Consider the following 24,078-nt stretch of genomic DNA (forward strand, 5'->3'; position numbering starts at 1 on the left):
CGTTGGTGTCAGGGGACGCGCTCGAACCTGATGAAGCCCACGTACATTCCCATCCCGCAGGCGTAGCGCAGCCGCCCCTCCGGACGGGCCGCGAGCCGTACCACGCGTTCGCCCGTCACGGGAAGCACGAGGTCGCGGTCGTCGATCGCGAGCGTACGCGTGCAGCCCCGGTTGTCCTTCGTCCTGAAGGCGATCTCGACGGGCCGGCCGGCGGAGGCGACGGCGACGCCGGGCCGGAAACCCTCGGCGGTCGCCCAGATCGTGAGCCGCTGGACGCCGTCCGTCCCGGTGAGGGCGCGTCCCGCCGCGGCGGCGGGGGAGCCGAACTGCACCGGTGGGAAGTCCGGCAGCCAGCCGCCGAGCCGCAGGCCGGAACCGGCGGTGAAGAGCCCGGCGGCCATGGCCGCGACCCCCGCGAGGGCGGCCCACCGGGTAGAGGCAAGCCTGCGCACCAGCAGGCCGAGGGCGGCCAGGGCGGGAGCCGTGCCGAGGGCGAGCCCCGCGAGCGCGGCCGCGCCCCCGAGCGCCGAACCCGCGGAGACGGCCACGACCTCCATGCCGACCGTGACGCCGCAGGGTACGAAGATCGTGGCCATGCCCAGTGCCGCCGCCCGTGCGAGCGTGGGGGAGCGCGCGCCGCCCCGCCCGGCTGTGCCCGGGAGGCCGGCGGGGGCGGTCACCGCGTGACCGGGTGCGCTGCCTCGCGGGACGTGATCGTGTCCGTGCCCGCCGCCCGCGGACGCGTGTCCCGGCGGGTGGCCGCACTCCGCGGCGGGCGTGCCCCTTGCCGATGCGCAGCCCGTGTCGCGGCGCCGGCGGAGCATCCGTACGGCGAGCACGACCACCGCGGTACCGGCGGCGACGAGCAGCGCCGCCCGGGTGCGCGGGCCGATCCGCACGATCGCGCCCGCCAGCCCGAGCAGCGCCCCGAGGGCGGTGTGCGCGGCGAACCTGCCGGTCAGGAACGCGGCCACCGGGGGGAGGGCGCGGGAAGGGCCGTGCGTATGTCCGGAGGGGGAGACGAGGCCGATGAGGAGGCCGCCCTGGACCGCGGCGCACGACGCCGTGCCCGCGGCCAGGCCGGCGGCGAGCCCCCCGGCGAACAGGGCGGCCGGGTGCACGGTCAGCCGGTGAGCGCGAGGCCGTCGAGCGCGCCGGTCTTCGCCGCCTCCACCAGCGAGCCGAACTGGTCGAGGCTCATCTCCACCTTCTGGCCGAAGTCGTCGGTGATGACGACCTGACGCTCTGCCGGGGCGGAGGCGTCCACGAACAGCTCGGGGCAGCCGCAGCTGCAGTTGCCACAGAATCGGGCGATGGACTTCACGCCAGTCCTCCTCGTAGGGCGGGGCCTTTGCTCGCAACGTAATGTGATCGCATGGGGGCGACCAGTAACAGTTCGCTGGCCGGGTGGAGAGAAGAGCGCCACTTCCGGCGGGCGATCGCGACGCTCGGTTTCGCCGTGATCTCGATGAAGGAAAGTTGCAGAACCCTCACGAGTTTTGCAGATTATTGACCTGCGCTTGGGCCGCCGCATATGGTCCGGACAAGATCCGCATCAGAACAACCCCCCGGAGCGGTCAATGAAACGTCTGACAGCGGTCGTGGCGTTGCTCGGCCTCGCCGCCGTCGCCGCCTGCAGCGGCGGCGGCACGAACGGGAACTCCACGGGCGGCGGTGGCGGCGTCTACACCACGGTCGACATCAACAAGCCGTCGCTCGACGTCAACGCGCCGATCAACCCGTGGAACCCCAAGGGCAACGCGTTCTGGGGCTACAACGCGATGAGGATCGCCTGGGCGAAGAACACCCTCACCGACCCGAACCAGTTCTATCCGGGCATCGCGGCGAGCTGGGACATCGCGCCGGACAACTCCTCCATCACCCTTCACCTGCAGCCGGGCAACAAGTGGTCCGACGGGCAGCCCGTGACCGCCGAGGACGTGAAGTTCTCCATCGCGCTGGCCTACACGCAGGGCAGCACCGCCTTCGCGGTCGACCCCGGCGCGGCCGGCGCCGCCTCGGACGTCGAAGTGGTCGACGACACGACCATCAAGATCACCCAGGACATGAAGAACCCCAGCGTCACGTTCGTGCGCGGGGTCATGGACGCCTTCGTGGTGCCCAAGCACGTGTGGCAGAGCGTCGTCCCCGCCGACTTCTGGGACACGCTCGAGGCCGCCCGCGGAGACGGCCCCGAGGCGGAGGCGGCGCGCGGGCAGGTCAAGGCGCTGTCGGAGAAGGTGCTCGCGTTTGCCCCGCCGCAGGACGTGTCGGCCGGGCCGTTCGTCCTCAAACGGATGAACCCCGGCGAGGCGCTGCTGGTGAAGAACACGAACTTCTACAACGCCGCCAACGTCGCGCCCGACCAGCTCAAGCTGCTCAACACCACCGGAAACGAGCAGATCTGGAACTATCTGACCTCCGGCACGCTCGACAACGCGCCGTTCACCGCGGTGCCCGCCGACGTGATGAAGCGCATCAAGGCGACGCCGGGCAACCAGGTCGTCAAGGGCTACTCCCCGGTGGCCGTCTCGCTGGCGTTCACCCAGGCGAAGAAGCCGTACGACAACGTGCACGTGCGGCGCGGGCTGGCCTATCTGATCAACCGTGAGGAGGTCACGCGGATCGCCTCTCCCGAGGGCGGCACGGCGGCCGTGACCACCTCGGGCATTCATCAGAAGGCAGCCAGGGAGTGGCTCGGCGCCGGGCTCGACGCGCTGGAGCCGTACAAGCTTGACCCGGCCAAGGCCGACAAGGAGTTCACGGAGGCCGGCCTCCAGAAGAAGGACGGCAAGTGGGCGATGGCCGACGGCAAGCCGTGGAAGGTCACCATCCACATCCCGGCGCCGTTCTCCGACTGGGTCTCCGCGGCCAAGGCCATCACCAGCCAGCTCACCACGGCCGGCGTGGACGCCGAGGTGGTGACCACCGCCGACTATCCGCTCTACCTGTCTGAGCTCAACGAGGGCAAGTACGACGTGGGCTTCTGGCTCATCGCGCTCGGCCCCGCGCCGTACAACATCTTCCAGCGCCTGTACGGCACCTCCAACGGCTGGAACATCCTCGGCGGCAAGGTCAAGCACTCGGCTCCCGGCAAGGACGGCAACTGGATGGGCGGCCCCGAGACGATCGACGTCGAGGGTGTCGGCGCGGTCAACCCCGGTGAGCTGACCTCCCAGCTGAACAGCGTCAGCGGCGACGAGCAGAAGGCCGTCATCGCCAAGCTCGCCAAGGCGGCCAACCAGGACCTCCCGGTGATCCAGCTCTGGGACTACGTGAACACGCAGTTCGTCAACACCAACCGCTTCACCGGCTTCCCCGAAGACGACAGCGACCTGCTGCGCCAGCCCTCCGGCGTCTGGATCCAGCTCGGCCTGATCAAGAAGAAGCAGTAGCCGATGGCGGTTCTCCTGCGGCGGCTCGCGGGCCATGTGGCCCGCGGGTTCGTCATGATCCTGGTCGTCACGACGATCAGCTTCCTCATCATCAGGAGCGTTCCCGGCGACCCGCTCGCCGCCCGCTACCAGAAGCTCGTCGAGCAGGGCATGGCCCCCGACGCCGCGCAGCGCGCGGTCGAGGTGTTGTACGGCTTCACGCCGAAGGGCAGCCTGTGGGAGCAGTACCTCGATTACATGGGCGGGCTGGCCCACCTCGACCTCGGGCAGTCGCTGTCCGTGCCCGGCGCCGGCGTCTCCACCGTGCTGTTCTCGGCCGCCAAGTGGACCGTGATCCCGGTGCTCGCCGGAACGCTGCTGAGCTTCCTCGTCGGGGTCGTCATGGGCGTCTACGCGGCGATCAAGCGGACCGGTGTGCTGGGCGACCTCCTCGCGATCTCCGGATCGCTGCTGCACGGCGTCCCGCAGTACGTGCTGGCGCTGCTGCTGGGGGCGATCTTCACCACGCTGATCCCGATCCTCCCCGCCGGGGGTACGGCCGACATCGTGATCGACCCCGGCTTCACCGCCGACTACATCGGCTCGCTGGTCCAGCACGCCACCCTGCCGGTCGTCACGTACGCGCTGGCCGGCTACGGCGGCTGGATCCTCGCGATGAAGTCGAGCGTGGTCACCGTGCTCGGCGACGATTTCATTTTGGCCGCCGAGCTGCGCGGGATGAAGCGGTCGATCATCTTCCGCTACGTGGCGCGCAACGCCATCCTGCCGCTGTTCACGATCCTGGCGCTCTCGCTGGGCCTGCTGTTCGGCGGCGCGATCTTCATCGAGCGCATCTTCAACTATCCGGGCCTGGGGCTGATGCTCATCGACAGCATCAACAACCGCGACTACTCGCTGATGGGCGGGGCGTTCCTGCTCATCACGACGGCGGTCGTCGTCGCGAACATCGCCGCCGACCTGCTCTACACGGTCATCGACCCCCGGGTGCGCAGCGGAGGGGAGGCGGCATGAGCGAGCGAATCAGTGAACACAGCGAGCTGCGCGGCAGGGTCACCTGCGCGCCTCCGGCACGACGCCACCCTGAGCCGTCAGGCGAGGGGGTTGCATGACGAGCACGATCCTGCCGGAGGCGGGGGCAGGGGGCGCCGCGGCGATCCGGCGCAACTTCTGGCGGGGCGTCTGGCGGGTCATGCGGCGCAAGCCGAGCCGGATGGCCGGGGCGGTGATCCTCGCGGTGTTCGCCTTCATGGGGATCTTCGGGCCGATGCTCTATCCCGACCCGCTGCCGCGCGACACGAGCGCGCTCTACGCCGCGCCGAGCCTGCGGCATCCGTTCGGCACCGACTTCGAGGGCACCGACGTGCTCGCCCTCGTCGTCACCGGCTCCCGGTACGTCCTGCTGACCGCGGTCGTGACGGCGGTGATCACGGTCGTGGTCGGCGCGGGCGTGGGGCTGTTCGCCGGGTTCCGGCGGGGCCGCTGGGACACGGTGCTCATGCGGTTCACCGACATGAAGCTCACGATCCCGGGGCTGCCGCTGCTGCTGGTGCTGTCGACGGTGTGGAAGTTCACCGGCGCCGCCGAGATGGGCCTGGTGCTCGGGCTGCTCGGCTGGGGCGGGGTGGCCCGGGCCGTGCGCGCGCAGACGCTGTCGCTGCGGGAGCGCGGCTTCATCGAGGCCGCCCGGGGGCTCGGCCTGTCCACGACGCACATCGTCGGCAGGGAGCTGCTGCCCGGTATGGCTCCGTACATCGCGATGAACGCGCTCATCGCGGTGACCGGCGCGGTCTACGCGCAGGTGGGCCTGTTCTTCCTGGGCGTGCTGCCGTTCGAGGCGAACAACTGGGGCGTGATGCTCAACCTCGCCGTCTTCGGCGGCGGCGCGCTGACCACGACGGCCGCGCTGCCGTATCTGCTGGCGCCGCTGCTGGCGATCCTGCTGCTCACGCTCGGCATCGTGCTGGTCGTGGACGCCATGGACGAGATCTTCAACCCCCGGCTGCGGGAGGAGTGAGCGTGACTCCCGAGCAGAGCCATCCCGGTCCTCCCGGCGTGCGGATCCGCGGGCTGACCGTGGTCTACCGCACCCCGGCCGGCGAGCTGCCGGCGGTGTCCGGCGTCGACCTCGACCTCGCGCCCGGCACGATCACCGGTGTCGTCGGCGAGTCGGGCTCGGGCAAGTCCACGCTCGCCCTGTCGCTGCTCAACGCCGTGCAACCGCCCGGCAGGATCGCGGCGGGCAGCGTCGAGATCGACGGCCTCGGCGACGTTGTGGCACTCGGCGGCGAGGGGTTGCGCCAGGCGCGCGGACGGCACGTCGGGTACGTCTTCCAGGCGGCGCAGAACTCCCTCAACCCGCTCAAGACGGTCGGCAAGCAGGTGCTCGACCTCGGACGTTCCCACGGCGTCGAGGACCCGCGCGGACTGCTGGCGGACGCCCGGGGCCTGCTCGGCCGGATGGGCCTGGACGGCGCCCGGGTGCTCGACTCCTATCAGCACGAACTGTCCGGTGGCATGCGCCAGCGGGTCGGCGTCATGCTGGCCCTGGTGCTGAACGCCCGCCTCGTCGTGCTGGACGAGCCCACGACCGCCCTCGACATGATCACGCAGGCGACGATCCTGCGCATCGTCAGGGAGGTGCACGCCGAGCGGGGGCTCACCACGCTCGTCATCACCCACGACCTCGGGGTGGTCGCCGAGATCGCCGACCGGCTCGCCGTGATGTACGGCGGGCGCATCGTCGAGCAGGGACCGACCCGCGAGGTGCTGGCCGAGGCGAGCCACCCGTACACACGGGGACTGCTCGGGGCCATCCCGCGTCTCGTCGGCGACATCGCCGAGGCGCGGGCCCTGCCGGGACGCCCGCCGACGCTGGCCGGCGTCCCGGCCGACGGATGCGTGTTCCGCGAGCGCTGCCCGCTGCGCATGGACGTGTGCGAGACCGGCACCCCGCCCGTCGTCACCCGGGGCTCCCGGTCGGCGGCCTGCCATGCCGTACGGAACGACGACGGGGACAGGCCGGCCGTGGCCGCCGCGACGGGGGAGGACCAGGCATGATCGCCGGGGTAGGCATCACGAAGACGTTCCGGCAGCGTGGCGGGGTCCTCGGTGCCAGGGAGGTCCCGGCGCTGCGCGGCGTGGACTTCGCGATCCCGAAGGGCGGGGCCGTCTCCTTCATCGGCGAGTCGGGCTGTGGCAAGACCACACTCGGGCGGATCATCGCGGGACTGGAGACCTGCGACTCCGGGGAGATCGTCATCGACGGCGTGGCGATGTCGTCGCTTAGCCACCGCAGGCGGCAGCCGTACTTCCGCCGGATCCAGCTCATCCACCAGGATCCGTACTCCGCGCTGAACCCGGCGCGCACGATCCACCAGGCGCTGGCCGCGCCGCTCGCGCTGCGGGCGGGGCAGACCGGCCGCCCGCGCTCGTGGGCGGACGAGCGGGCCGGGGAACTGCTCGGCCTGGTCGGGCTCGACCCGGGCTACGTGCTGCCGCGCTACCCGCACCAGCTGTCGGGCGGCATGCGCCAGCGTGTGGTGATCGCCCGCGCGCTCACGGTCGACCCCGAGGTCCTGGTCGCCGACGAGGCCGTCTCGATGATCGACGTGTCGCTGCGCCTGGGCATCCTCGCGCTGCTGAAGGACCTGCGCGAGCGGCTCGGGGTGAGCGTGCTGTTCATCACCCACGACGTGGCGACCGCCCGCTACATCGGCACCGACGGCGAGCTGTACGTCATCTACCGCGGTCAGGTGGTGGAACGCGGCCCGGTCGAGACCGTCATCGCGGCTCCGGTGCACCCCTACACGCAGGCGCTGCTGTCGGCGATCCCGGTGCTGCACGGCCTGGAATCGCCGGGCGAGCAGCGCGTCGTGCCGGTGGAGGCGCCGGGGGAACCCCCGGGCGACCACATGGGGGGCTGCCTGTTCGCGCCGCGCTGCCCGTTCCGGACCGAGCGGTGCGAACGCGAGCGGCCCGCGCTCGGCCACGACGGCGACATGCCGCAGGAGCACGCCTGCTTCCATCCCGAGCGCCGCAGCGTGGTCGCCGTGCCGATGAGCCGCAGGTGAGCCGCCGGTGAGCCACCGGGTGAGGAGACCGCGCGCGGAGGCGTACGGCGATCGGGGAGGCCGGAGATGGAAACCGACGACAGGGACGAGATGACTGACCCACTGACGGGCCCGTCCACCGAGCTTTATACGGAGCACAGCGGTCTCCATACGGAGCAGAGCGATCCGCGCTACCGGGACATCGACCGGCTCCCGACCGAGGAGATCGCCCGCCTGATGAACGCGGCCGACGCCACGGTGCCGGGAGCGGTGGCCAGGGCCATCCCGGCCGTCTCGGCCGCCATCGACGCGATCGTCGCACGCATGGCACGGGGCGGACGCCTGTTCTACGTCGGCGCGGGGACGTCCGGCAGGCTCGGCGTCCTCGACGCGTCGGAGTGCCCGCCGACCTTCGGCACCGACCCGGAGCTCGTGCAAGGGGTCATCGCGGGCGGCGAGGCCGCGCTGACCCGGTCGATCGAGGGAGCCGAGGACGACCACGATGGCGGGGCGGCGGCCGTCGCCGGGCGCGGGGTGAGCCCGCTCGACTCGCTCGTGGGCGTCTCCGCCAGCGGCCGGGCCCCGTTCGTGCTCGGGGCGCTGGGTGAGGCCGCCCGGCGCGGTGCGCTGACCGTCAGCCTGTCCTGCAATCCGGGGTCGCCGTTGTCGGAGCGGGCCGAGCATCCGATAGAGGTGGTCGTCGGCCCCGAGGTGGTGGCCGGCTCGACCCGGCTCAAGGCGGGGACCGCCCAGAAGCTCGTGCTCAACATGATCTCGACGATCGCGATGATCCGGCTGGGCCGGACGTACGGGAACGCGATGATCGAGGTGTCGGCGGTGAACGCCAAGCTCGCCCGCAGGGCGACGCGGATGGTCGGCGACATCACCGGTGCGGGGCCCGTCACCGCCCGGGCCGCGCTGGAGTCGGCGGACTGGAACGTCAAGGTGGCCGTGTTGATGATCGAGCGCGACCTCGGCCCGGACGACGCCCGGGCACTGCTCGCGGCCAACGGCGACCGGCTGGAGGCCGCCCGCCGCGCCGGCGGCGCCGCCTGACGAGTGCCGGCCCTTTCCGCGGGTGGGTCAGGCCGAGCGGGCGCGGCGATGCGTGTCGCCGAGGTAGTCGTCGAGTGCGTCGCGGGTCGCGCGTAAGGCGGCGTCGGAGGTGTCGAACGTGCGCTGCGCGACGCCGACGAAGACGCAGTCGACGATGAGCAGCTGGCTGATCCGGCTGGCCAGGGCGCCCGGACGGAAGGCCGTCTCCCGCCCGGCGGAGATCAGGACGTGGTCGGCGAGCCCGGCCAGCGACGAGCGCGGATTGTTGGTGATCGCCACGACCGTCGCGCCGGCCTTGCGGGCGACCCGCGCCGGGCCGAGCACGTCGGGCGTCTCGCCGGTGCAGCTCACTCCGACGGCGACGTCCCCCTCGCGCAGCAGCGCGGCGCTGGTGAGCGCGAGGTGCGCGTCGGTGAAGTAGTGGCCGGGCAGACCGATGCGCATCAGCTTCTGCGCCATGTCGGCGGCGACGAGGCCGGAGGCGCCCACGCCGTACACGTCCACGCGGCGGGCGCCGGCGACGGCGTCCACCACCGCGCCCAGCCCGTCGGGGCTGAGCTGGGCCGCCGTGTCGGCGAGCGCCTGCGACTCGGCCCGCGTGACCTTGGCGATCACGTCGGTCAGGGGGTCGTCGGGGGCGAGGTCGCCGGGCACGAGCCGTTCGGGAGTGTCCCTGGCCACGGCCGCCGCCAGCGCGAAGCGCAGTTGCGAGTAGCCGGCGAAGCCCAGCGCCCGCGCGGTCCGCACGATCGTCGCCTCGCTGATCCCCGAGACCGCGCTGATCTCGGTGATGGTGCTGCGCGCCACCATGGCGGGGTCGTCGAGGATGAGGCGCGCGATGGTCTGGGCGGCGGGGGTGAGCGAGGGCAGCACCGCACGCACCGTCGCGATCGGGTTGACCGGTGCGGCCCCCTCGTTCTCGTTCATCACCTGCAGCCTCTCCTGTGCGCGATCAGCTTAGATCCACGCGCCCGCGGGTGCGGGGCAACCAGACCAGAACTCCACATGTCGAGATATGTGCGGCGCTTCCGGATGTCGGCTGCCGCCTCCCGCGAGGACCTCCTGGGGCAGATTACACGTCTATGACACTTTCTTTTATCCGCATTGATCTGAAAGTAATTTTCTGCCAGTGTCGTGACCGCCGCATCCCCCCGGCCTTCGGAGGTCCGATTGAGCTCACCCTCCCGGCGTGCCGTGCTACGTGGTCTGGCCCTCGCCGCCGCGGCGTCGAGCGTCCCGCTGCCGGCCCTCGCCGCGTCCCCCGCTTCCGCCGCATCGCCCGCTCCCACCGGGTACGTCCCGCCGCTGCGCCAGATGCGCGGCATGTGGATCGCCTCGGTCGTCAACATCAACTGGCCGTCCAGGACCGGGCTGACTCCCGAGCAGCAGCAGGCCGAGTTCACCGCCTGGCTCGACCTCGCCGTGGCTCGCCGGCTCAACTCCGTGTTCGTGCAGATCAGGCCCACTGCGGACGCCTTCTGGCCGTCGCCGTACGAGCCGTGGTCGCAGTATCTGACCGGGGTCCAGGGGCAGGACCCGGGCTACGACCCGCTGGGCTTCGCCGTCGATGCGGCCCACAAGAGGGGCCTGGCGTTCCACGGCTGGTTCAATCCGTATCGCGTGTCCATGCAGGCGGACCCCGCGAAGCTGCACCCCGACCATCCCGGCCGCAGACACCCCGGCTGGATCGTCCCGTACGGCGGGAAGCTCTACTACAACCCCGGCATCCCCGAGGTCCGGGCGTTCGTGCAGGACGCGATGATGGACGCCGTCACCCGCTACGACATCGACGGCGTGCACTTCGACGACTACTTCTACCCGGTCAACACCACGGCCTTCGACGACAGCGCGGCCTACGCGGCGTACGGCGCGGACTTCCCCGATCTGGCCGCCTGGCGGCGCAACAACGTCGACCTGCTGGTGCGGGAGATGCAGGGGCGCGTGCGGCGGGCCAAGCCGGAGGTGATCTGGGGCATCGGCCCGTCGGGCATCTGGCGCAACAAGGCCACCGACCCGCTCGGCTCCGACACCAGCGGTGGCCAGTCGTACGACAACCTGCACGCCGACACCCGCGAGTGGGTCAAGAAGGGCTGGCTCGACTACATCGCGCCGCAGCTCTACTGGTACATCGGCCAGTCGAACGCCGACTACGCCAAGCTCGTCCCCTGGTGGTCCGACGTGGCCGCGGGCACCGGCGTGCAGCTGTGGATCGGCCAGGCGGCGTACAAGGCGGGGACGGCGGGACAGCCCGCCGAGTGGTTCCAGCCGGACGAGCTGTCCCGGCACCTCACGCTCAACCGCGACCATCCCGAGGTCGGGGGAGACATCTGGTACAACGCGGCCGACGTCCGCGACGACCGGCTCGGTTCGATCAGCGCGGTCGTGAGCGGGCACTACACGCGTCCAGCGCTCGCTCCGCTGCTGCCCAGGCTGGCGGGCGGGGCGCCGCCGCGTCGTCCCGTGCTCGCCCCTGCCCGCCGCGTGAGCGGGGGCGTGGAGCTGCACGTCGAGGCCGCCGGGCCCCGCGCCCCGTTCCAGTTCGCCGTCTTCCGGTTCGACCGGCCCGCCCGCCGGCAGGACTTCGCCGACGCGGAGCACCTGGTCGCGGTGATCCCTGGGGACAGGCGCGTCCGCTGGGTGGACCCGGACGGCGCGCCCGGCCACCGCTACCACGTCACGGCGGTCGACCGGGCGTCCCGGCAGAGTGAGCCGAGCCCCGAGCGCAGAGCCCGCTGAGCGCCGCCCGTTCGATCCGCCCGGTCAGGCGGTGCGGTCGGGCGGCGCGGGCGGTGCGGTGTGGGTCGTGATGTGCGGCGTCAGCGGGCGGGCGTGAGCTCGGCGAGGCAGGCGTTGAGCGCCTTCCACGCGCGCGAGGACCCCGCGGCGCGGCTGCGGGCGCGCATCCTCGCGCAGGCCGCCTGGGCGCACGCGCATCCGGGCCTGTACAAGGTGCTGCACGAGAGCGCGGTCCACCGGCGGCTCGGCATGCCGTTCAAGAGGTGCTGGTCGCCCGGACCACGGAGGCGATCCAGCGCTGCATGGACGCCGGAGTCGCGCCGCGCGACGACGCCGCGACGGTCGCCAGCGATCTGCGCACCGCCGTGAACGGCATGCTGTCGCAGCGGATCAACGAGCCCGACCTGCCCTGGCCGCCCGCCGAGGAGCAGATCGACCGTTTCCTCACCAAGCTCGTCGGCCTCCCGCCGTTCTCGGAAACGTAAGCTTCTGGGATCCGGGCTGCCGTGAAGGATCCTTGTCGAGGTGCCGGAGCCGAGAGGCGCCCGCACAGTGGGAGGTGAGCCGTGCGCGTGCTCGGCCTGATCTCGGGGACCTCCCACGACGGGATCGACTGCGCGCTCGTCGACTGGTCGCGGGACGGCGACCTGCTCAGGGGAATCGTGGAGCACACCGGCACCGTGCCGTACCCGCAGGACCTGCGGGCCGCGATCGTCGCCGCGCTGCCGCCAAACCGTACGAACATGGCCGAGGTCTGCCGCCTCGACACGTTGGTCGGTCAGGCGTTCGCCGAGGCGGCGGCGGCCTGCCCGGCCGCCGACCTCGTGTGCTCGCACGGGCAGACGATGTACCACTGGGTGGAGGACGGGCGCGTGCGCGGGACGCTCCAGGTCGGCCAGCCCGCCTGGATCGCCGAACGGATCGGCGTGCCGGTCGTGTCGGACCTGCGGGTGCGCGACGTGTCCGCCGGCGGGCAGGGGGCGCCGCTCGTGTCCGCCTTCGACCTGCCGCTGCTGTCCGGGCTGTACAGGCGGCCGGAATCATCCGAGCCCTCCGAACCCTCCGAGCCGATAGAGCCGCACGAGCGGTCCGAGCCCTCCGAGCCGATAGAGCCGTCCGACCCGCAGGGGCCGCCCGGGTTGCCCGCCTCGGCGGGGCGGGCCGGCGCCCTGAACCTCGGCGGCATCGCCAACCTGACCGTGGCCCCCACCGCGTGCGAGCCCCCGCTCGCGTACGACACCGGCCCGGCCTCTGCGCTGATGGACGCGGCCGTACGCGCCGCCACCGGCATGCCGTACGACGAGGACGGCAGGCTGGCGGCGGCGGGGAGGGTGCACGAGGGGCTGCTGGCCGCGCTGCTCGCCGAGCCCTACTATCACCGGCCGCCGCCCAAGACGACGGGCAAGGAGCTGTTCCACGCGGGCTACCTGGAGCGGGTCGCCGGGCCGTACGCGCCGGACCTGCCCGATCTGATGGCGACGCTCGCGGCGCTCACCGCCGAGACGGTCGCGGCGGAGATCCGGCGGCACCGGCTCGGCGCGGTGGTGGTCTCCGGCGGCGGCGTCCGCAACCCGGCACTGATGAACGCGCTGCGTACGCGGGCCGAAGGCGTGCGGCTGCTGCCGAGCGACGATCTCGGCGTGCCGTCGGACGCCAAGGAGGCCGTCGCGTTCTCCTATCTCGGCTGGCTGACCGCGCACGGCCTGCCCGGCACCGTGCCCGAGTGCACCGGCGCGGCCGGGCCGCGGGTGCTCGGCACGATCACCCCGGGCCGCGGCCCGCTGCGGCTGCCGGAACCTCTCGCCGTGCCGCCCCGCCGTATTCGCATGGGACCTGTTGACCCTGACACCGTGTGAGGCGCTGCAATCGGTCGCACCATGTTCACCATCGGAGACTTCGCCAGGCACGGCCGCGTGTCGGTCCGCATGCTGCGTCACTACGACGCCATCGGGCTGCTCCGCCCGGCCTTCGTCGACCCCACCAGCGGCTACCGCTTCTACGAGGCGGGCCAGCTCGCGCGGCTCAACCGGATCACCGCGCTCAAGGACCTGGGCTTCACCCTGCGACAGGTACGGGAGGTCCTGGACGAGCGGGTGAGCGCCGAGGAACTGCGCGGGATGCTGCGGTTGCGGCGGGCTGAGCTCGAGGCGGCGATGACCGTCGCGGCGGCCCGGCTGGCTCAGGTCGAGGCGAGGCTCCGGACGATCGAAAGTGAGGGACACATGAACACCGACGACGTGATGGTCAAGCGCATCCCGGCCGTCCGGGTGGCCGAGCTGAGCGCCGTGGCGCGCAGCTACGAGCCGGAGGACATCGGCCCGGTCGTCGGCCCGCTGTTCGGGGAGCTGTGCCGCAGGCTGGACGAGGCCGGGGTGACCCCGGCCGGGCCGGGGATCGCCTACTACGAGGACGCCCCCGGCGGTGACGGCATCCTCGCACATGCCGCGATGCCGGTCGCGGTCGCGCCCGGGGACGGTCACGACTTCGCCGTCGTGGACCTGCCCGCGATCGAGCGGGCGGCCACCATCGTGCACCGCGGCCCGATGGACGACGTCCTTCCGGCCGCGCAGACGCTGGCACGGTGGATCGCCGACGGCGGTCACCGCTCCGCCGGGTACGCCAGGGAGCTCTACCTGGAGGCCGGGGAGGATCCCGCCCGGTGGGTCACCGAACTCCAGGAGCCGCTCGCCGGCTAGCGACGGATCTGGTGGGTGATGCTCGGGTCGGTGATCTCCGTGTCCCTGGCCAGCAGCATCGCCTTGCTGAGGATGACCGCCAGCGTCCGGTCGCCCTCGAACGGAAGGAACACCTGGCCCGCCCCTGCCTCGGGGGCCTGCCCGGGGACGATGCAGAGGTATTGGTCGTCGGGGGTCATCAGGATGTTGCCCGAGCCGAGATGGATCTTGTAGGTCCTGATGTCCCCCCGGACGTGCAGGAAGCGTCCCTCCAGGTTGCAACGGTCGGCGATCGCCAGCCGGGGCACCAGCCGGGCCAGCAGGTCGTGGCGGGTTTGTGCGGTGCTCGACAGATCGCCGAAGCTGTAGGAGGCCCAGTATGCGCGGAAGCGGCCGTCCGGTCCGCCGTCCTGCCACGTCGGGTCGTTGCCGACGCTGGAGACGCCGACGAACAGGTCGACGTCTCGCATGATCTCGCTGAACACCAGCGGCGGCACCTGATCCAGAGGAAGCGGCTGAGCCGGATCCGCGCCGGTCCGCAGCCATTGCTCGTACCCGCCGCCGTAGGCGTGGGCGAGGTTCTCCGGCGCCCCCGTCGGATAGAACCGGACCTGGTCGGTCGACAGGCGCAGGTAGGCGCCGGAGTCGAGGGTGTCGGTGCCGTAGTCGTCCCCGATGCCCTCGATCCAGAACTCGGCGCGCAGGCCCCACCGCGGCAGCTCCCGAGTGGCCGGAGGGTAGCTGTCGTCGACCATCAGCCGCAGCTTGTCACGCCATCCGCGCGCCGCGGCCAGCGCGTGGAACTGGTGCTGACGCAGGATGTGCGCCGCATACCTGTTGGAGTAGAAGCGCGTGTTCTCCTCGGCGGCCGTGAGCAGGTAGACCTCGCGGTGGGCCTGCTTGAACGGCTGGGTGATCCCGCGCCGCTCCAGCCAGTCACGCCACGCGAGCACCTCGTCCACGTCCCGGCCGATCGGATGCCACAGGCGCACGACCGCGTCCTCGGCGGGGGTGACCGGTGCGTCGTCGACGCGGCGTAACGTGCCATCCGCGTACGCGCAGGGCACGTCGCCGACCAGCCAGATCAGCCGCCTGCCGAGCGTGCCGACCAGCGGGTGGTCGAGATAACGCTCCCGCCAGGTCGCGTACGGCCACGAGCGCTGCGCGAGGAACAGCTGGTCGAGCCGTTCGGCCTGGGCCGGCAACATCTTGTCGATGTCCTTCGCCGACGTCTTCAGCTCGGCGAGCGCCGCGGCGTGGTCGCGGCGCACGCTCACCGGAGGAGCCTTGACCTCGCGGCCTGCGGCGTTCTTCCACACGATGGACGTCCGGGTGCCGGTCACGCGCAGTTCCGCGGTGGCGTCGCCGATCACCCGGCTACCGCGGCCGACCTCGGTCAGCTCGTAAGTCGGGACGGCCAGCTCCTCGACCTCGTCGCGGGACAGCCCGAGCGCGGCGGCCCGCGCGTCGAGAGCGGTGCCGAGCACCTTCAGCGTGCCCTTGTAGGTGACGCGGGCCGACAGCCGGGCCAGCTGGGCCAGGGCCGCCTCGGCCTCCATCCGGGACAGCGCGTAGACGGCGGCGTTGGCCACCATCGGGTTGCGTGGACCGATGCCGGGGACCTTGCGCAGGGCCGTCTCGACCAGGTTCCCGAGCAGCCGCGCGCTCTCCGGCCGTGATGGGAGGAAGGCCAGCATCCAGGTCATGCCGCGGACGCCGAGGGCGTTGTGCGGGTCGAACGCCGCGTCGTCCAGATACACCACGGGCATCGTGCGAGGCGAGCCCACCAGGGCGAGCCACCCGCTGATCGCCTCCCGTGCCCGGTCGTGCCCCACCGCGTCGAGAAGCTCCCGTGCCTGCTTCTCCCATCTGCTCGACGGCTTGGCCGAGGTCGCGGTCACCGCGTGTGCCACCAGCGCGTCCCATTCCCCGCCCAGGGCGGGAAGATCGGCGAGCACCCGATCGGCCCATTCCTCGCCCGGGTCGAGCGCCGGGTGACCCGGGAGGGCGAGGATCTCATGGAGGCGGTCTCTCCCGTACATGCCGTGGGCCGTACGCCGCATCACCGCGATCACCGCCGGGGGCAGTGTGCGGCCCGCGCCCAGCCAGGCGTCGGCGAGGCGGGTGAGAAGCGTGTACGCGTAATAAACGCCGAAGCCCGCAGCCCGGGTCAGCAGGGACTCGACCGCGTCGAGGTGGCGGTCGAGCCGCACGGTGCACAGGACGATCTCCGCGATGGAGTCGGGGATCCAGTTGTCGGCGGACCGCACCGCCGCGAGTGCGACCCGGACTCGGAACTTCTCGGGCGACGAGTCGAGGATGCGCGTGATCGGGCTCCAGTCTCCGTTCTGCGGATCGTGTGTCTCGGTCAGGCGCAGCAGTTCGGCCGCCGTCGACTCGGCGTCTTCGGCGTCCGCCAGTTCGCGCACCCGCTCGGCATGGTTCGCGATCCCGTTCATCACTGGACGACCTCCCGGAGGGTCCGTCGCCGGAAGGTCTCGCACGGCATGGCCCGTTCCGCGCCGGCCTCCGGACGCCCGGTCTCACGCCGCCCGCCGGGCGTCGTCTCGCCACCGAAGCTCACTGTCCCCATGGTCGCGGAGTGTAGGGAGCAGGCCCGACAATCCGGCGTCGTCTCAGAGCCAGCCGGGCTTGACCAGGCCCGACTCGTACGCGATCACGACGAGCTGGGCCCGGTCGCGGGCGTGGAGCTTGGTCATCGTGCGGCTCACGTGGGTCTTGGCCGTCGCCGGGGACATGTACAGCCGGGCGGCGATCTCGTCGTTCGTCATGCCGGTGCCCACCAGCGCGAGCACCTCCCGCTCGCGCTCGGTCAGCACGTCGAGGCTCGTCGTTATGCCCGGCTCCTTGGCCCGGGCGGCGTACTCCGCGATGAGCCTGCGCGTCACGCCGGGGGACAGCAGGGCGTCGCCGGAGGCCACCACCCGCACGGCCTGGATCAGCTCGGCCGGCTCGGTGTCCTTCACCAGGAAGCCGCTCGCGCCGCCGCGCAGCGCCTCGAAGACGTACTCGTCCAGCTCGAACGTGGTGAGCATGATGATCTTCACGTCGGTGAGGCCGAGGTCGTCGCCGATGCGGCGGGTGGCCGTCAGGCCGTCCGTGCCGGGCATGCGGATGTCCATCAGCACCACGTCGGGGCGCAGGTCGCGGGTGAGCAGGACGGCCTGCTCGCCGTCACCGGCCTCGCCCACGACCGTCATGCCCTCCTGCGCGTCGAGCAGGGCACGGAACCCGGCCCTGACCAGCGCCTGGTCGTCGGCGAGCAGGACGCGTATCACATCGGCTCCTTCTGGTCCTCGGACGGGGGCAGGGGAAGGCGGGCCTCCACGCGGAAGCCGCCGCCGGGCCGGGGACCGGCCGACAGCGACCCGCCGAGCGCGGCGGCCCGCTCGCGCATGCCGGGGATGCCGTTGCCGCCGCCGAGGCCCGCCTCGGCCCGTGCGGTGCCGCTGCCGTCGTCCTCGATCGTCACGGTCAGCTCCTCCGGCGCGTACGCCACGCGGACGGTCACCCGCGAACCGGGCGCGTGGCGCGCGACGTTGGTCAGCGCCTCCTGGACGATCCGGTAGCCGGCCCGGTCGACGCCGGCGGGCAGCGGGCGTTCACGTCCGATCATCTTCAGCGTGACCGGCAGCCCGCTGCGTTCCGCGAGGTCGGCCAGGTGAGCCATCCCGGTCGTGGGCGAGCGCGGCGCGCCGTCCCTGAGCAGGCTGAGCACCCCGCGCATCTCGGTCAGCACGTCCTTGGACGCCTGCTTGATCGTGGTCAGCGCGGTGCGGGCCTGCTCGGGGCGGTCGTCGAGGAGGTGCAGGGCGGTGGACGCCTGGACGTGGATCAGCGAGATGTTGTGGGCGAGCACGTCGTGCAGCTCCTGGGCCATGGTCAGCCGTTCCTCGCTCGCCTGCCGCCTGGCCTCCTCGCGCTCCACCCGTTCGCGTTCGGCGAGGCGCTCGCGGCGCATCCGGTAGAACTCCGCCACGGTGAGCGTGAGCAGCAGATAGGCCGCGACCGCGGTGTGGTGGAACAGGCTCGCCCGGTGCGGGATGAACCAGGTGGCGTAGGCGACCACGAACAGGAAGAACGCCCCCGACGACAGCCATGCCGCGCGGCGGTGTCCCGACAGCACCGCCGTGCAGATCACGATGATCGGGCTGAGGAACACCGGCCCGTACGCGTAGCCGAGCAGCATGTAGACCGAGGTCGAGACGAGCGTGACGGCCAGCGCGGCGACCGGCGCCCGGCGGCGCAGTGCGATCGCGAGCGGCCCGACCAGCAGCAGTGCGTAGCCCCACCAGTTCAGCGGCACCCGCCCGAGGTCGGGGTTCCGCAGCTGCCAGTATTGGGCGCCAATCGTCAGGAACACCTGGACGATCCCGATGATGACCGGCAAGACGGGATCAATGCGGTGATACATCGCGGAACGGGAGCGCACCCTCGCACGCTAGGCCATCACCGCTGGTCACCGCATCCGCCCGGAGCCGCAGTCGCCGGTACGCCGGGAGGAGTACCGTTTCCCGCTTCGGCTCGCGGGGCGGCCGGCGTCCAAAAGCGGACAATCCCACGGCCAGATTGACTGTCGTGAGTCATGCTGGAGTGATCGGCCGTGTCGTGGAGGTGCGGGGCATGAGAAGCGTCGTCGTCACGTCGCTGGGACTGGTCACGCTGGCGGGCCTGCTCGTCCCGCCCGCTCAGGCGGCCGTGCACGACCCGGACAAGGAGGTCAAGCAACCGGTCGCGGAGGGGTACGGCGGGGCCGTGGCCACCGTGGACCTGGACGCCAGCAAGGCCGCGCTCACGGTGCTCCGCCAGGGCGGCAACGCGATGGACGCGGCGGTGGCGGGAGCGGCCGCGCTCGGCGTGACCGAGCCTTACTCGGCGGGCCTGGCCGGGGGCGGATTCATCGTCTACTACGACGCCCACAGGCGGAAGGTGACCACGATCGACGGGCGGGAGACCGCCCCCCGGGCGATGACCTCGACGGCGTTCGAGGGCATCCCGTTCGAGGAGGCAGTCACCAGCGGGCTGTCGGTCGGCGTCCCCGGCAGCGTCGCCCAGTGGGACTTGGCGCTGCGCGAATACGGCACGATGCCGCTGCGGCAGGCGCTGCGTCCCGCGATCGAGATCGCCGAGAAGGGTTTCGTCGTCGACCGGACGTTCCACGACCAGACGCAGCAGAACGCCGGCAGGTTCGGCGACTTCACCTCGACCGCGTCGCTCTACCTGCCGGGCGGGCAGCCGCCGCCGGTCGGGTCGGTCTTCCGCAACCCCGACCTCGCGCGCACCTATCGTGAGCTCGGCATCCGCGGCCCGGCCTGGTTGTACGACGGCGCGCTCGGCCGGGAGATCGTCGCCACGGTGAAGAAGCCGCCGGTGCGCCGGGGGGCCACCCGCAACGTACGGACCGGGCTCATGGAGATGGCCGACCTCAGGGCGTACCGGGCGCTCGAACGGCCGCCCGTCAAGGTCACGTACAAGGGCCTCGACGTGTACGGCATGGCGCCGCCGGCGTCGGGCGGATCCACCGTGGGGGAGGCGCTGAAGATCCTGGAGGTCCTGCCAAAGGTCGGCCTGCACGAGTATCTGGAGGCGTCCCGGCTCGCCTTCGCCGACCGCAACGCCTACGTCGGCGACCCGGCGTACGTGAACGTGCCGCTGAACGAGCTGCTCTCCGACGGGTTCGCCAAGGAGCGCGCCTGCCTGATCGGCCCGCGGGCGATGGGCCACCCCGCCGCGCCCGGGTCGCCCGACGGCTCCTACGGGCCGTGTGCCTCCGTCTCCCCGGGAACGCCCGGTCCCTCGCCCGCGCCGTGCCCCACCACCTCTCCCGCCCTGACGGCGGCCCCCGAGGAGACACAGGCGAGCGAGCCCGAGGAGACACAGGCGAGCGAGCCCGAGGAGACGCAGGCGGGCAAGCCCGAGGAGACGCAGGCGGGCAAGCCCGACGAGACGCAATCGGGCAAGCCCGAGGGCCCGGAGACCACTCACCTGGTGGTGACCGACCGCTGGGGCGACGTGGCGGCCTACAACATCACGATCGAGCAGACCGGCGGCAGCGGGATCGTGGTTCCCGGCCGGGGCGTCCTGCTCAACAACGAGCTGACCGACTTCACGTTCGGCCCGGCGTCGGGCGACCCGAACCTGCCCGCCCCCGGCAAGCGCCCGCGGTCGTCCATGGCCCCGACGATCGTGCTCAAGGACGGACGGCCCCTGCTCGCCGTCGGCTCGCCCGGCGGCGCGACGATCATCACGACCGTGCTGCAGATCCTGGTCAACCGGCTGGACTTCGGCATGACGCTGCCCGAGGCGGTGGCCGCGCCGCGGGCCTCGCAGCGCAACATCGCCGTCACCCAGGCCGAGCAGGCGTTCATCGATCGGCACTGCGCGGAGCTGGGCGCGCTGGGGCACAGCTTCGCGCTGCCCACCACGCCGCCCGTCGGGGAGATCGGCGCGGCGACCGGCCTGGAGTTCCTCGGGAACGGCCGGGTCCAGGCGGTCGCCGAGCCGCCCTTCCGGCGCGGCGGAGGCAGCGCCCTCGTGGTCAGCCCGCGTCGCTGATTCAGGACCCGATGAGTTCGTAGGCCTCCGGCTTCACCCTGCGGGTGCGCGCCCAGTATTCGAAGGTGAAGCCGGGCCAGAGCGTGCGGTTCCTGCCGTGCTCGTCGAGATACCAGCTCGTGCAGCCGCCCTCGCTCCACACCAGCCGGTCGAGCCGCCGCTGCAGGCGGTCGTTGTAGGCCCGCTGCGCCGACGGCCGTACGTCCAGGGCCTTCGCCTTGGTCCTGGACAGCAGCCGCAGGCAGTCCATGACATAACGGACCTGTGACTCGATCATGAAGACGACCGAGGTGTGCGCGAGACCGGTGTTGGGGCCGAGCAGGAAGAACAGATTCGGGAAGCCCGCGGTCGTGATGCCGTAGTAGGCCTCGATGCCCTCGCGCCACGCGTCCTGGATCTTGACACCGTTCCTGCCGACGATGTTCTGCTCGTCGAGGGAGTCGACCACCCGGAACCCGGTGCCGTACACGATCGCGTCGACCTCGTGCTCGCGCCCCGTGGCGTCCACGACCGACCGCTGCCTGATCTCGGTGATCCCGTCGGTGACCAGCTCGACGTTGTCCCTGGTCAGCGCGGGATAGTAGTCGTTGGACAGCAGGATCCGCTTGCAGCCGATGGTGTAGCCGGGCGTGAGCTTCGCGCGCAGCCCGGGGTCGGGCACCTGCCGGGCGAGGTGCCGCTCGGCCATCGCCCGGTGCACCTCCATCAGCCGCGGGTCGAGCGTGAAGCCCACGGCCCGGGTCTCCAGCAGCCAGTAGACGGCGTCGCGCACCAGTCGGGCCCCGCCGGGCGTCTCCATGGCACGCTTCAGCCGTCCCTCGATCGGCAGGTCCGGCCTCGGCTGGATCCACGGCGGAGTGCGCTGGAAGACGGTGAGCAGGCTCGCCTGCTCGGCGACGACCGGAACGAACTGGACCGCCGACGCGCCGGTGCCGACGACCGCGACGCGCTTGCCGTTCAGGTCGGCGGAGTGGTCCCACTCGGCGGAGTGGAAGGCCGTGCCGGTGAAGCGCTCACGGCCGGGGATCTCGGGGAACGACGGCACGTGGAGGGCGCCGATGCCGGACACGACGGCGTGGGTCTCGAACGTCTCCCCGTCTGCGGTCGACACCCGCCACAGGGCCCGCTCGTCGTCGTAGTCGAGCCCGCGGACCTCCGTGCCGAACCGCAGATGGGGCTCCAGTCCGTACTTCCGGGCGCAGGCCCGCAGGTAGTCCCAGATCTCCTCCTGCGGGGAGAACAGCCGCGACCAGCCGGGGTTCAGCTCGAACGAGAAGGAGTACAGCGGTGAGGGGACGTCGCAGGCGCAGCCGGGATAGGTGTTGTCCCGCCAGGTGCCGCCGATGTCGCGGGCCTTCTCCAGAATCACGAAGTCGTGGTAGCCGGCCTCCTTCAGCTTGATGGCCATGCAGAGCCCGGCGAACCCGGAACCGATGATCGTGATGCCTGGACTGGGCATGCGTCCTCCCCGCCCTATTGGAAGATCTGTCCAATATATTCCCGCGAGTGAGCCGGGTCCAGGGCCGCTGCCGTACGGCCGGAGCCGCCGGGGAGTGCCGCCGGCGGCCGTCGTGCGCGTTCGCGGCACTCCGTCACCCTCGCCGCCCCGGCGGCGCTCCGTCACCCTCGCCGCCCCGGCGGCGCTCCGTCACCCTCGCCGCCCCGGCGGCGCTCCGTCACTGTATGTCGTACCAGTGGGGCCGGGAACGGTCGGTCTTCGCGGGGTCGGGGGCCGGACCGGCGCCGGGACCTGGGGTGACGTAGAGATCCACGACGTCGGAGCTGTGCATGCGGGAACCGGAGACGACCCAGTCGTTCCCCACCCTGCCGGCGGGTACGGGTTCGTCGGCGAAGCCGCCATCCGGGTAGGTCCACACCAAGCGGTATCCGACCCCGAGGCCGCGCCTGCGCAGTTCGGCGCGGGAAGCGGCGACCGTCCTGCCTCGGAAGGAATAGTCGCTCAAGGCCTCCTCACCCGCCGGATCGAAGGCGTCGACCTCGGCGTACGGCTCGCCCGGCCCGGCGGCGCGGCCCACGCCGAAGACCATCCGGCCGGGGAAGTCCGCCGGCATCCAGACCGTGCCGCAGAACGCGGAGGCGCAGGGTGTCGTACGCCGTATCCCCGTGGTGCCGTGCCACCGGAAGCCCTCGGGCACCACCGGGCCGAACAGCACGCCCACCTCGTCGGGTGGCACGGGGATCATCACCACCCTGACGTCCAGCCCCACCGCGCGGAACGCGTCCTCGAACCGCCGCCGGTCGGCGGTGGGGTCGAGGACGGTCACGCTGAAGGCGTCGCCGGTCCTCTCGACGGACATGGCGGCGTTGGCGTACCGGGTGAGCGGGCCGCCCGCGGGCAGGCCGACGCCGATCGCGGCCGCCGCGGCCAGAGCCGCCGTCGCCGCGACCACAGCGCTCACCCGTCCCCGCCGCTTCGACGGGAGAGCGCGTTTCCACAGCGGTGGCCGTTGCGGCGCGGTGGCCACGATCTCGCCGAGCAGTTCGCGAACTCCCCGGCTCACCACGGGCTCGGCGGCAGCGGCGGCCGGGTCGACGGCGGCCACGATGCGGTCGATCCTGTTCATCGGCTCTCCTCCCTCAGCGCGGTCGTCGTACGGAATTCGCCTGCGGTGCCCAGCAGCCGGGCCAGCCGTTTGCGGGCCCGATGCAGGCGCAGCCGGGCGGCGGCGCCGCTGCATCCGAGCACCGTGGCGATCTGCGGCCCGGACAGCCCCTCCCAGCAGGCGAGGGCGAGCACCTCCCGGTCGCCGGGCGCGAGGGCGGTGAAGGCGTCGCGTACGGCGTCCACCCGGGGGTCGGGGGCCGTCGCCGGCGGCGCGGCGGACAGTTCGTCGCGCAGCCGCGCGGCGAGTGCGGTGCGACGGGACTGCCCCCGCCGGTGGTTGGCGAGGACGCGCCGTGCTGTGGCGTACAGCCACAGCACGGCCCCTTCCCCGTCGGGGACGTCGTCGAGCCGCCGCCAGGCGATGAGGAACGTCTCCGCGATGACGTCGGCGACGTCGTCGGCCGATTCGGTACGCCGCAGGGCGTAGCGGTACACAGGCGGATAACAGGCGAGATAGAGCGCCTCGAAGCGATCTCGCGCGCCGGGGGGCACGCGTTGATCCTGCACGGGTGTCTCCTAACCGAAGAGGTGCCGGACACCTCGGAAAGGTGTCCGGCACCGCCGCGGGTGTTACACCCCGTGCCGGAGCCGGTCGGCGCCGGAACCGGTCAGCGCCGCGAGCCGTCAGCGGGCATGACAAAGCCGCCGACGGGCGCGGTCGTCGGCGGCTGGCACAGGTATGTCAGCGCAACAGGAGGTAGGCCACCACAGCGAGGATCACGACGAGTGCCGCACCGACGGCGATCCAAATCGGCAGGCGGGACGACTGCTCACGCGAGGCCGTCGTGTCCTGCTGCTGTGCGAACGCCCGGAAAGCCTGCGTGTTTCCGGCCGGGTCGATCTGAGGGTCGGACATGGGCACGACTCTAGCGACAGATGGTGCACCCTGGCTGTGATTTGTCGGATTTTGCCCTCTCCTGGTGGTGGCTTGGAAAACAGGAGAACGCCCGCCCTCGCTGACGCCA

The 24,078-nt window shown here is 71.9% G+C and carries 22 protein-coding genes; 11 read left to right on the forward strand and 11 right to left on the reverse strand.

Translation table 11 applies throughout. The features are described from left to right. Positions 1–8: 8 nt before the first annotated feature. Entirely contained in the window at positions 9–1,121 is a 1,113-nt protein-coding gene (locus ACQPZZ_RS08645) for an urease accessory protein UreH domain-containing protein (RefSeq protein ID WP_432930543.1), read from the reverse strand. Between the two features lie 2 nt (positions 1,122–1,123). Further along, complete coding sequence (locus tag ACQPZZ_RS08650; RefSeq protein WP_432930545.1) at positions 1,124–1,324, reverse strand: hypothetical protein; 201 nt, start codon at positions 1,322–1,324, stop codon at positions 1,124–1,126. A 256-nt stretch (positions 1,325–1,580) separates the two neighbouring features. Between ACQPZZ_RS08650 and ACQPZZ_RS08655 the strand changes: the two genes are divergently transcribed. The 6 genes from ACQPZZ_RS08655 to murQ all read left to right on the forward strand — a co-directional run bounded on the left by ACQPZZ_RS08655 (position 1,581) and on the right by murQ (position 8,500). Further along, positions 1,581–3,395 carry an ABC transporter substrate-binding protein gene (locus tag ACQPZZ_RS08655; protein ID WP_432930547.1) on the forward strand — a complete coding sequence of 605 codons (1,815 nt, stop codon included), beginning with the start codon at positions 1,581–1,583 and terminating at the stop codon, positions 3,393–3,395. A gap of 3 nt (positions 3,396–3,398) precedes the next feature. Beyond that, positions 3,399–4,406 carry an ABC transporter permease gene (locus ACQPZZ_RS08660; RefSeq protein ID WP_432930549.1) on the forward strand — a complete coding sequence of 336 codons (1,008 nt, stop codon included), beginning with the start codon at positions 3,399–3,401 and terminating at the stop codon, positions 4,404–4,406. A 94-nt stretch (positions 4,407–4,500) separates the two neighbouring features. Next, complete coding sequence (locus ACQPZZ_RS08665) at positions 4,501–5,409, forward strand: ABC transporter permease (RefSeq protein WP_432930551.1); 909 nt, start codon at positions 4,501–4,503, stop codon at positions 5,407–5,409. 2 nt (positions 5,410–5,411) lie between these two features. After that, the gene (locus ACQPZZ_RS08670) at positions 5,412–6,452 is read left to right on the forward strand and encodes an ABC transporter ATP-binding protein (protein WP_432930553.1); all 1,041 of its coding nucleotides are present in this window, start codon (positions 5,412–5,414) and stop codon (positions 6,450–6,452) included. Continuing rightward, on the forward strand, positions 6,449–7,465 hold the full coding sequence (locus tag ACQPZZ_RS08675; RefSeq protein ID WP_432930555.1) for an ABC transporter ATP-binding protein: 1,017 nt from the start codon (positions 6,449–6,451) through the stop codon (positions 7,463–7,465). Before ACQPZZ_RS08670 ends, ACQPZZ_RS08675 begins: the two co-directional genes overlap by 4 nt. Positions 7,466–7,555: 90 nt before the next feature. Beyond that, positions 7,556–8,500, forward strand: a complete 945-nt coding sequence (murQ, locus tag ACQPZZ_RS08680) for an N-acetylmuramic acid 6-phosphate etherase (RefSeq protein WP_432930557.1) — start codon at positions 7,556–7,558, stop codon at positions 8,498–8,500. A gap of 27 nt (positions 8,501–8,527) precedes the next feature. Here the strand turns inward: murQ and ACQPZZ_RS08685 are convergent, their stop codons facing one another. Further along, positions 8,528–9,427, reverse strand: coding sequence for a MurR/RpiR family transcriptional regulator (locus tag ACQPZZ_RS08685; RefSeq protein ID WP_432930559.1), 900 nt, complete (start codon positions 9,425–9,427; stop codon positions 8,528–8,530). Between the two features lie 243 nt (positions 9,428–9,670). Between ACQPZZ_RS08685 and ACQPZZ_RS08690 the strand changes: the two genes are divergently transcribed. The 4 genes from ACQPZZ_RS08690 (at position 9,671) to ACQPZZ_RS08705 (ending at position 13,932) form a co-directional block, all read left to right on the forward strand. Beyond that, positions 9,671–11,236, forward strand: a complete 1,566-nt coding sequence (locus ACQPZZ_RS08690) for a glycoside hydrolase family 10 protein (RefSeq protein WP_432930561.1) — start codon at positions 9,671–9,673, stop codon at positions 11,234–11,236. A gap of 263 nt (positions 11,237–11,499) precedes the next feature. Next, entirely contained in the window at positions 11,500–11,721 is a 222-nt protein-coding gene (locus ACQPZZ_RS08695; RefSeq protein ID WP_432930562.1) for a hypothetical protein, read from the forward strand. 81 nt (positions 11,722–11,802) lie between these two features. Continuing rightward, positions 11,803–13,092, forward strand: a complete 1,290-nt coding sequence (locus tag ACQPZZ_RS08700) for an anhydro-N-acetylmuramic acid kinase (RefSeq protein ID WP_432930564.1) — start codon at positions 11,803–11,805, stop codon at positions 13,090–13,092. A 21-nt stretch (positions 13,093–13,113) separates the two neighbouring features. Then, positions 13,114–13,932, forward strand: coding sequence for a MerR family transcriptional regulator (locus tag ACQPZZ_RS08705; RefSeq protein ID WP_432930565.1), 819 nt, complete (start codon positions 13,114–13,116; stop codon positions 13,930–13,932). Here the strand turns inward: ACQPZZ_RS08705 and ACQPZZ_RS08710 are convergent. From ACQPZZ_RS08710 to ACQPZZ_RS08725, 4 genes are read right to left on the reverse strand one after another with little or no spacing between them, the layout of a single operon-like run. Beyond that, complete coding sequence (locus tag ACQPZZ_RS08710) at positions 13,929–16,370, reverse strand: DUF4132 domain-containing protein (RefSeq protein WP_432930567.1); 2,442 nt, start codon at positions 16,368–16,370, stop codon at positions 13,929–13,931. The two genes, ACQPZZ_RS08705 and ACQPZZ_RS08710, sit on opposite strands and share 4 nt — an antisense overlap. Beyond that, the gene (locus ACQPZZ_RS08715; protein WP_432930569.1) at positions 16,370–16,504 is read right to left on the reverse strand and encodes a hypothetical protein; all 135 of its coding nucleotides are present in this window, start codon (positions 16,502–16,504) and stop codon (positions 16,370–16,372) included. The genes ACQPZZ_RS08710 and ACQPZZ_RS08715 overlap by 1 nt, the downstream gene beginning before the upstream one ends. A gap of 43 nt (positions 16,505–16,547) precedes the next feature. Continuing rightward, positions 16,548–17,210, reverse strand: a complete 663-nt coding sequence (locus ACQPZZ_RS08720) for a response regulator transcription factor (protein ID WP_432930570.1) — start codon at positions 17,208–17,210, stop codon at positions 16,548–16,550. Next, complete coding sequence (locus ACQPZZ_RS08725) at positions 17,207–18,322, reverse strand: histidine kinase (RefSeq protein WP_432930572.1); 1,116 nt, start codon at positions 18,320–18,322, stop codon at positions 17,207–17,209. The genes ACQPZZ_RS08720 and ACQPZZ_RS08725 overlap by 4 nt, the downstream gene beginning before the upstream one ends. Positions 18,323–18,555: 233 nt before the next feature. On the opposite strand from ACQPZZ_RS08725, the gene ACQPZZ_RS08730 reads away from it, so the two are divergent. Beyond that, positions 18,556–20,487 carry a gamma-glutamyltransferase gene (locus tag ACQPZZ_RS08730; protein ID WP_432930574.1) on the forward strand — a complete coding sequence of 644 codons (1,932 nt, stop codon included), beginning with the start codon at positions 18,556–18,558 and terminating at the stop codon, positions 20,485–20,487. A gap of 1 nt (position 20,488) precedes the next feature. Here ACQPZZ_RS08730 and ACQPZZ_RS08735 read toward each other — a convergent pair whose 3' ends face one another. From ACQPZZ_RS08735 to ACQPZZ_RS08750, 4 genes are all read right to left on the reverse strand, one after another. Beyond that, positions 20,489–21,946, reverse strand: coding sequence for a flavin-containing monooxygenase (locus ACQPZZ_RS08735; protein ID WP_432930576.1), 1,458 nt, complete (start codon positions 21,944–21,946; stop codon positions 20,489–20,491). Positions 21,947–22,163: 217 nt separating this feature from the next. Continuing rightward, complete coding sequence (locus tag ACQPZZ_RS08740; RefSeq protein ID WP_432930577.1) at positions 22,164–23,072, reverse strand: hypothetical protein; 909 nt, start codon at positions 23,070–23,072, stop codon at positions 22,164–22,166. Further along, a complete protein-coding gene (locus tag ACQPZZ_RS08745) occupies positions 23,069–23,620 on the reverse strand; it encodes an RNA polymerase sigma factor (protein WP_363646210.1) in 552 nt (183 codons plus the stop codon). Before ACQPZZ_RS08745 ends, ACQPZZ_RS08740 begins: the two co-directional genes overlap by 4 nt. 175 nt (positions 23,621–23,795) lie before the next feature. Continuing rightward, positions 23,796–23,969 (reverse strand): hypothetical protein, encoded by a 174-nt coding sequence (locus tag ACQPZZ_RS08750; RefSeq protein ID WP_432930579.1) that lies wholly within the window; start codon positions 23,967–23,969, stop codon positions 23,796–23,798. Positions 23,970–24,078 lie beyond the last annotated feature (109 nt).

The sequence above is a fragment of the Microbispora sp. CA-135349 genome, assembly GCF_050947365.1.
In the GTDB taxonomy this organism is placed as follows: domain Bacteria; phylum Actinomycetota; class Actinomycetes; order Streptosporangiales; family Streptosporangiaceae; genus Microbispora.

Bases quoted from the DNA above. Each gene is read 5' to 3' on its own strand.
- ACQPZZ_RS08665 (WP_432930551.1), top strand. From the start codon at position 4,501: ATGACGAGCACGATCCTGCCGGAGGCGGGGGCAGGGGGCGCCGCGGCG.
- ACQPZZ_RS08660 (WP_432930549.1), top strand. From the start codon at position 3,399: ATGGCGGTTCTCCTGCGGCGGCTCGCGGGCCATGTGGCCCGCGGGTTC.
- ACQPZZ_RS08715 (WP_432930569.1), bottom strand. From the start codon at position 16,504: ATGGGGACAGTGAGCTTCGGTGGCGAGACGACGCCCGGCGGGCGGCGT.
- ACQPZZ_RS08675 (WP_432930555.1), top strand. From the start codon at position 6,449: ATGATCGCCGGGGTAGGCATCACGAAGACGTTCCGGCAGCGTGGCGGG.
- ACQPZZ_RS08655 (WP_432930547.1), top strand. From the start codon at position 1,581: ATGAAACGTCTGACAGCGGTCGTGGCGTTGCTCGGCCTCGCCGCCGTC.
- murQ (WP_432930557.1), top strand. From the start codon at position 7,556: ATGACTGACCCACTGACGGGCCCGTCCACCGAGCTTTATACGGAGCAC.
- ACQPZZ_RS08685 (WP_432930559.1), bottom strand. From the start codon at position 9,427: ATGAACGAGAACGAGGGGGCCGCACCGGTCAACCCGATCGCGACGGTG.
- ACQPZZ_RS08730 (WP_432930574.1), top strand. From the start codon at position 18,556: ATGAGAAGCGTCGTCGTCACGTCGCTGGGACTGGTCACGCTGGCGGGC.
- ACQPZZ_RS08705 (WP_432930565.1), top strand. From the start codon at position 13,114: ATGTTCACCATCGGAGACTTCGCCAGGCACGGCCGCGTGTCGGTCCGC.
- ACQPZZ_RS08740 (WP_432930577.1), bottom strand. From the start codon at position 23,072: ATGAACAGGATCGACCGCATCGTGGCCGCCGTCGACCCGGCCGCCGCT.
- ACQPZZ_RS08710 (WP_432930567.1), bottom strand. From the start codon at position 16,370: ATGAACGGGATCGCGAACCATGCCGAGCGGGTGCGCGAACTGGCGGAC.
- ACQPZZ_RS08750 (WP_432930579.1), bottom strand. From the start codon at position 23,969: ATGTCCGACCCTCAGATCGACCCGGCCGGAAACACGCAGGCTTTCCGG.
- ACQPZZ_RS08735 (WP_432930576.1), bottom strand. From the start codon at position 21,946: ATGCCCAGTCCAGGCATCACGATCATCGGTTCCGGGTTCGCCGGGCTC.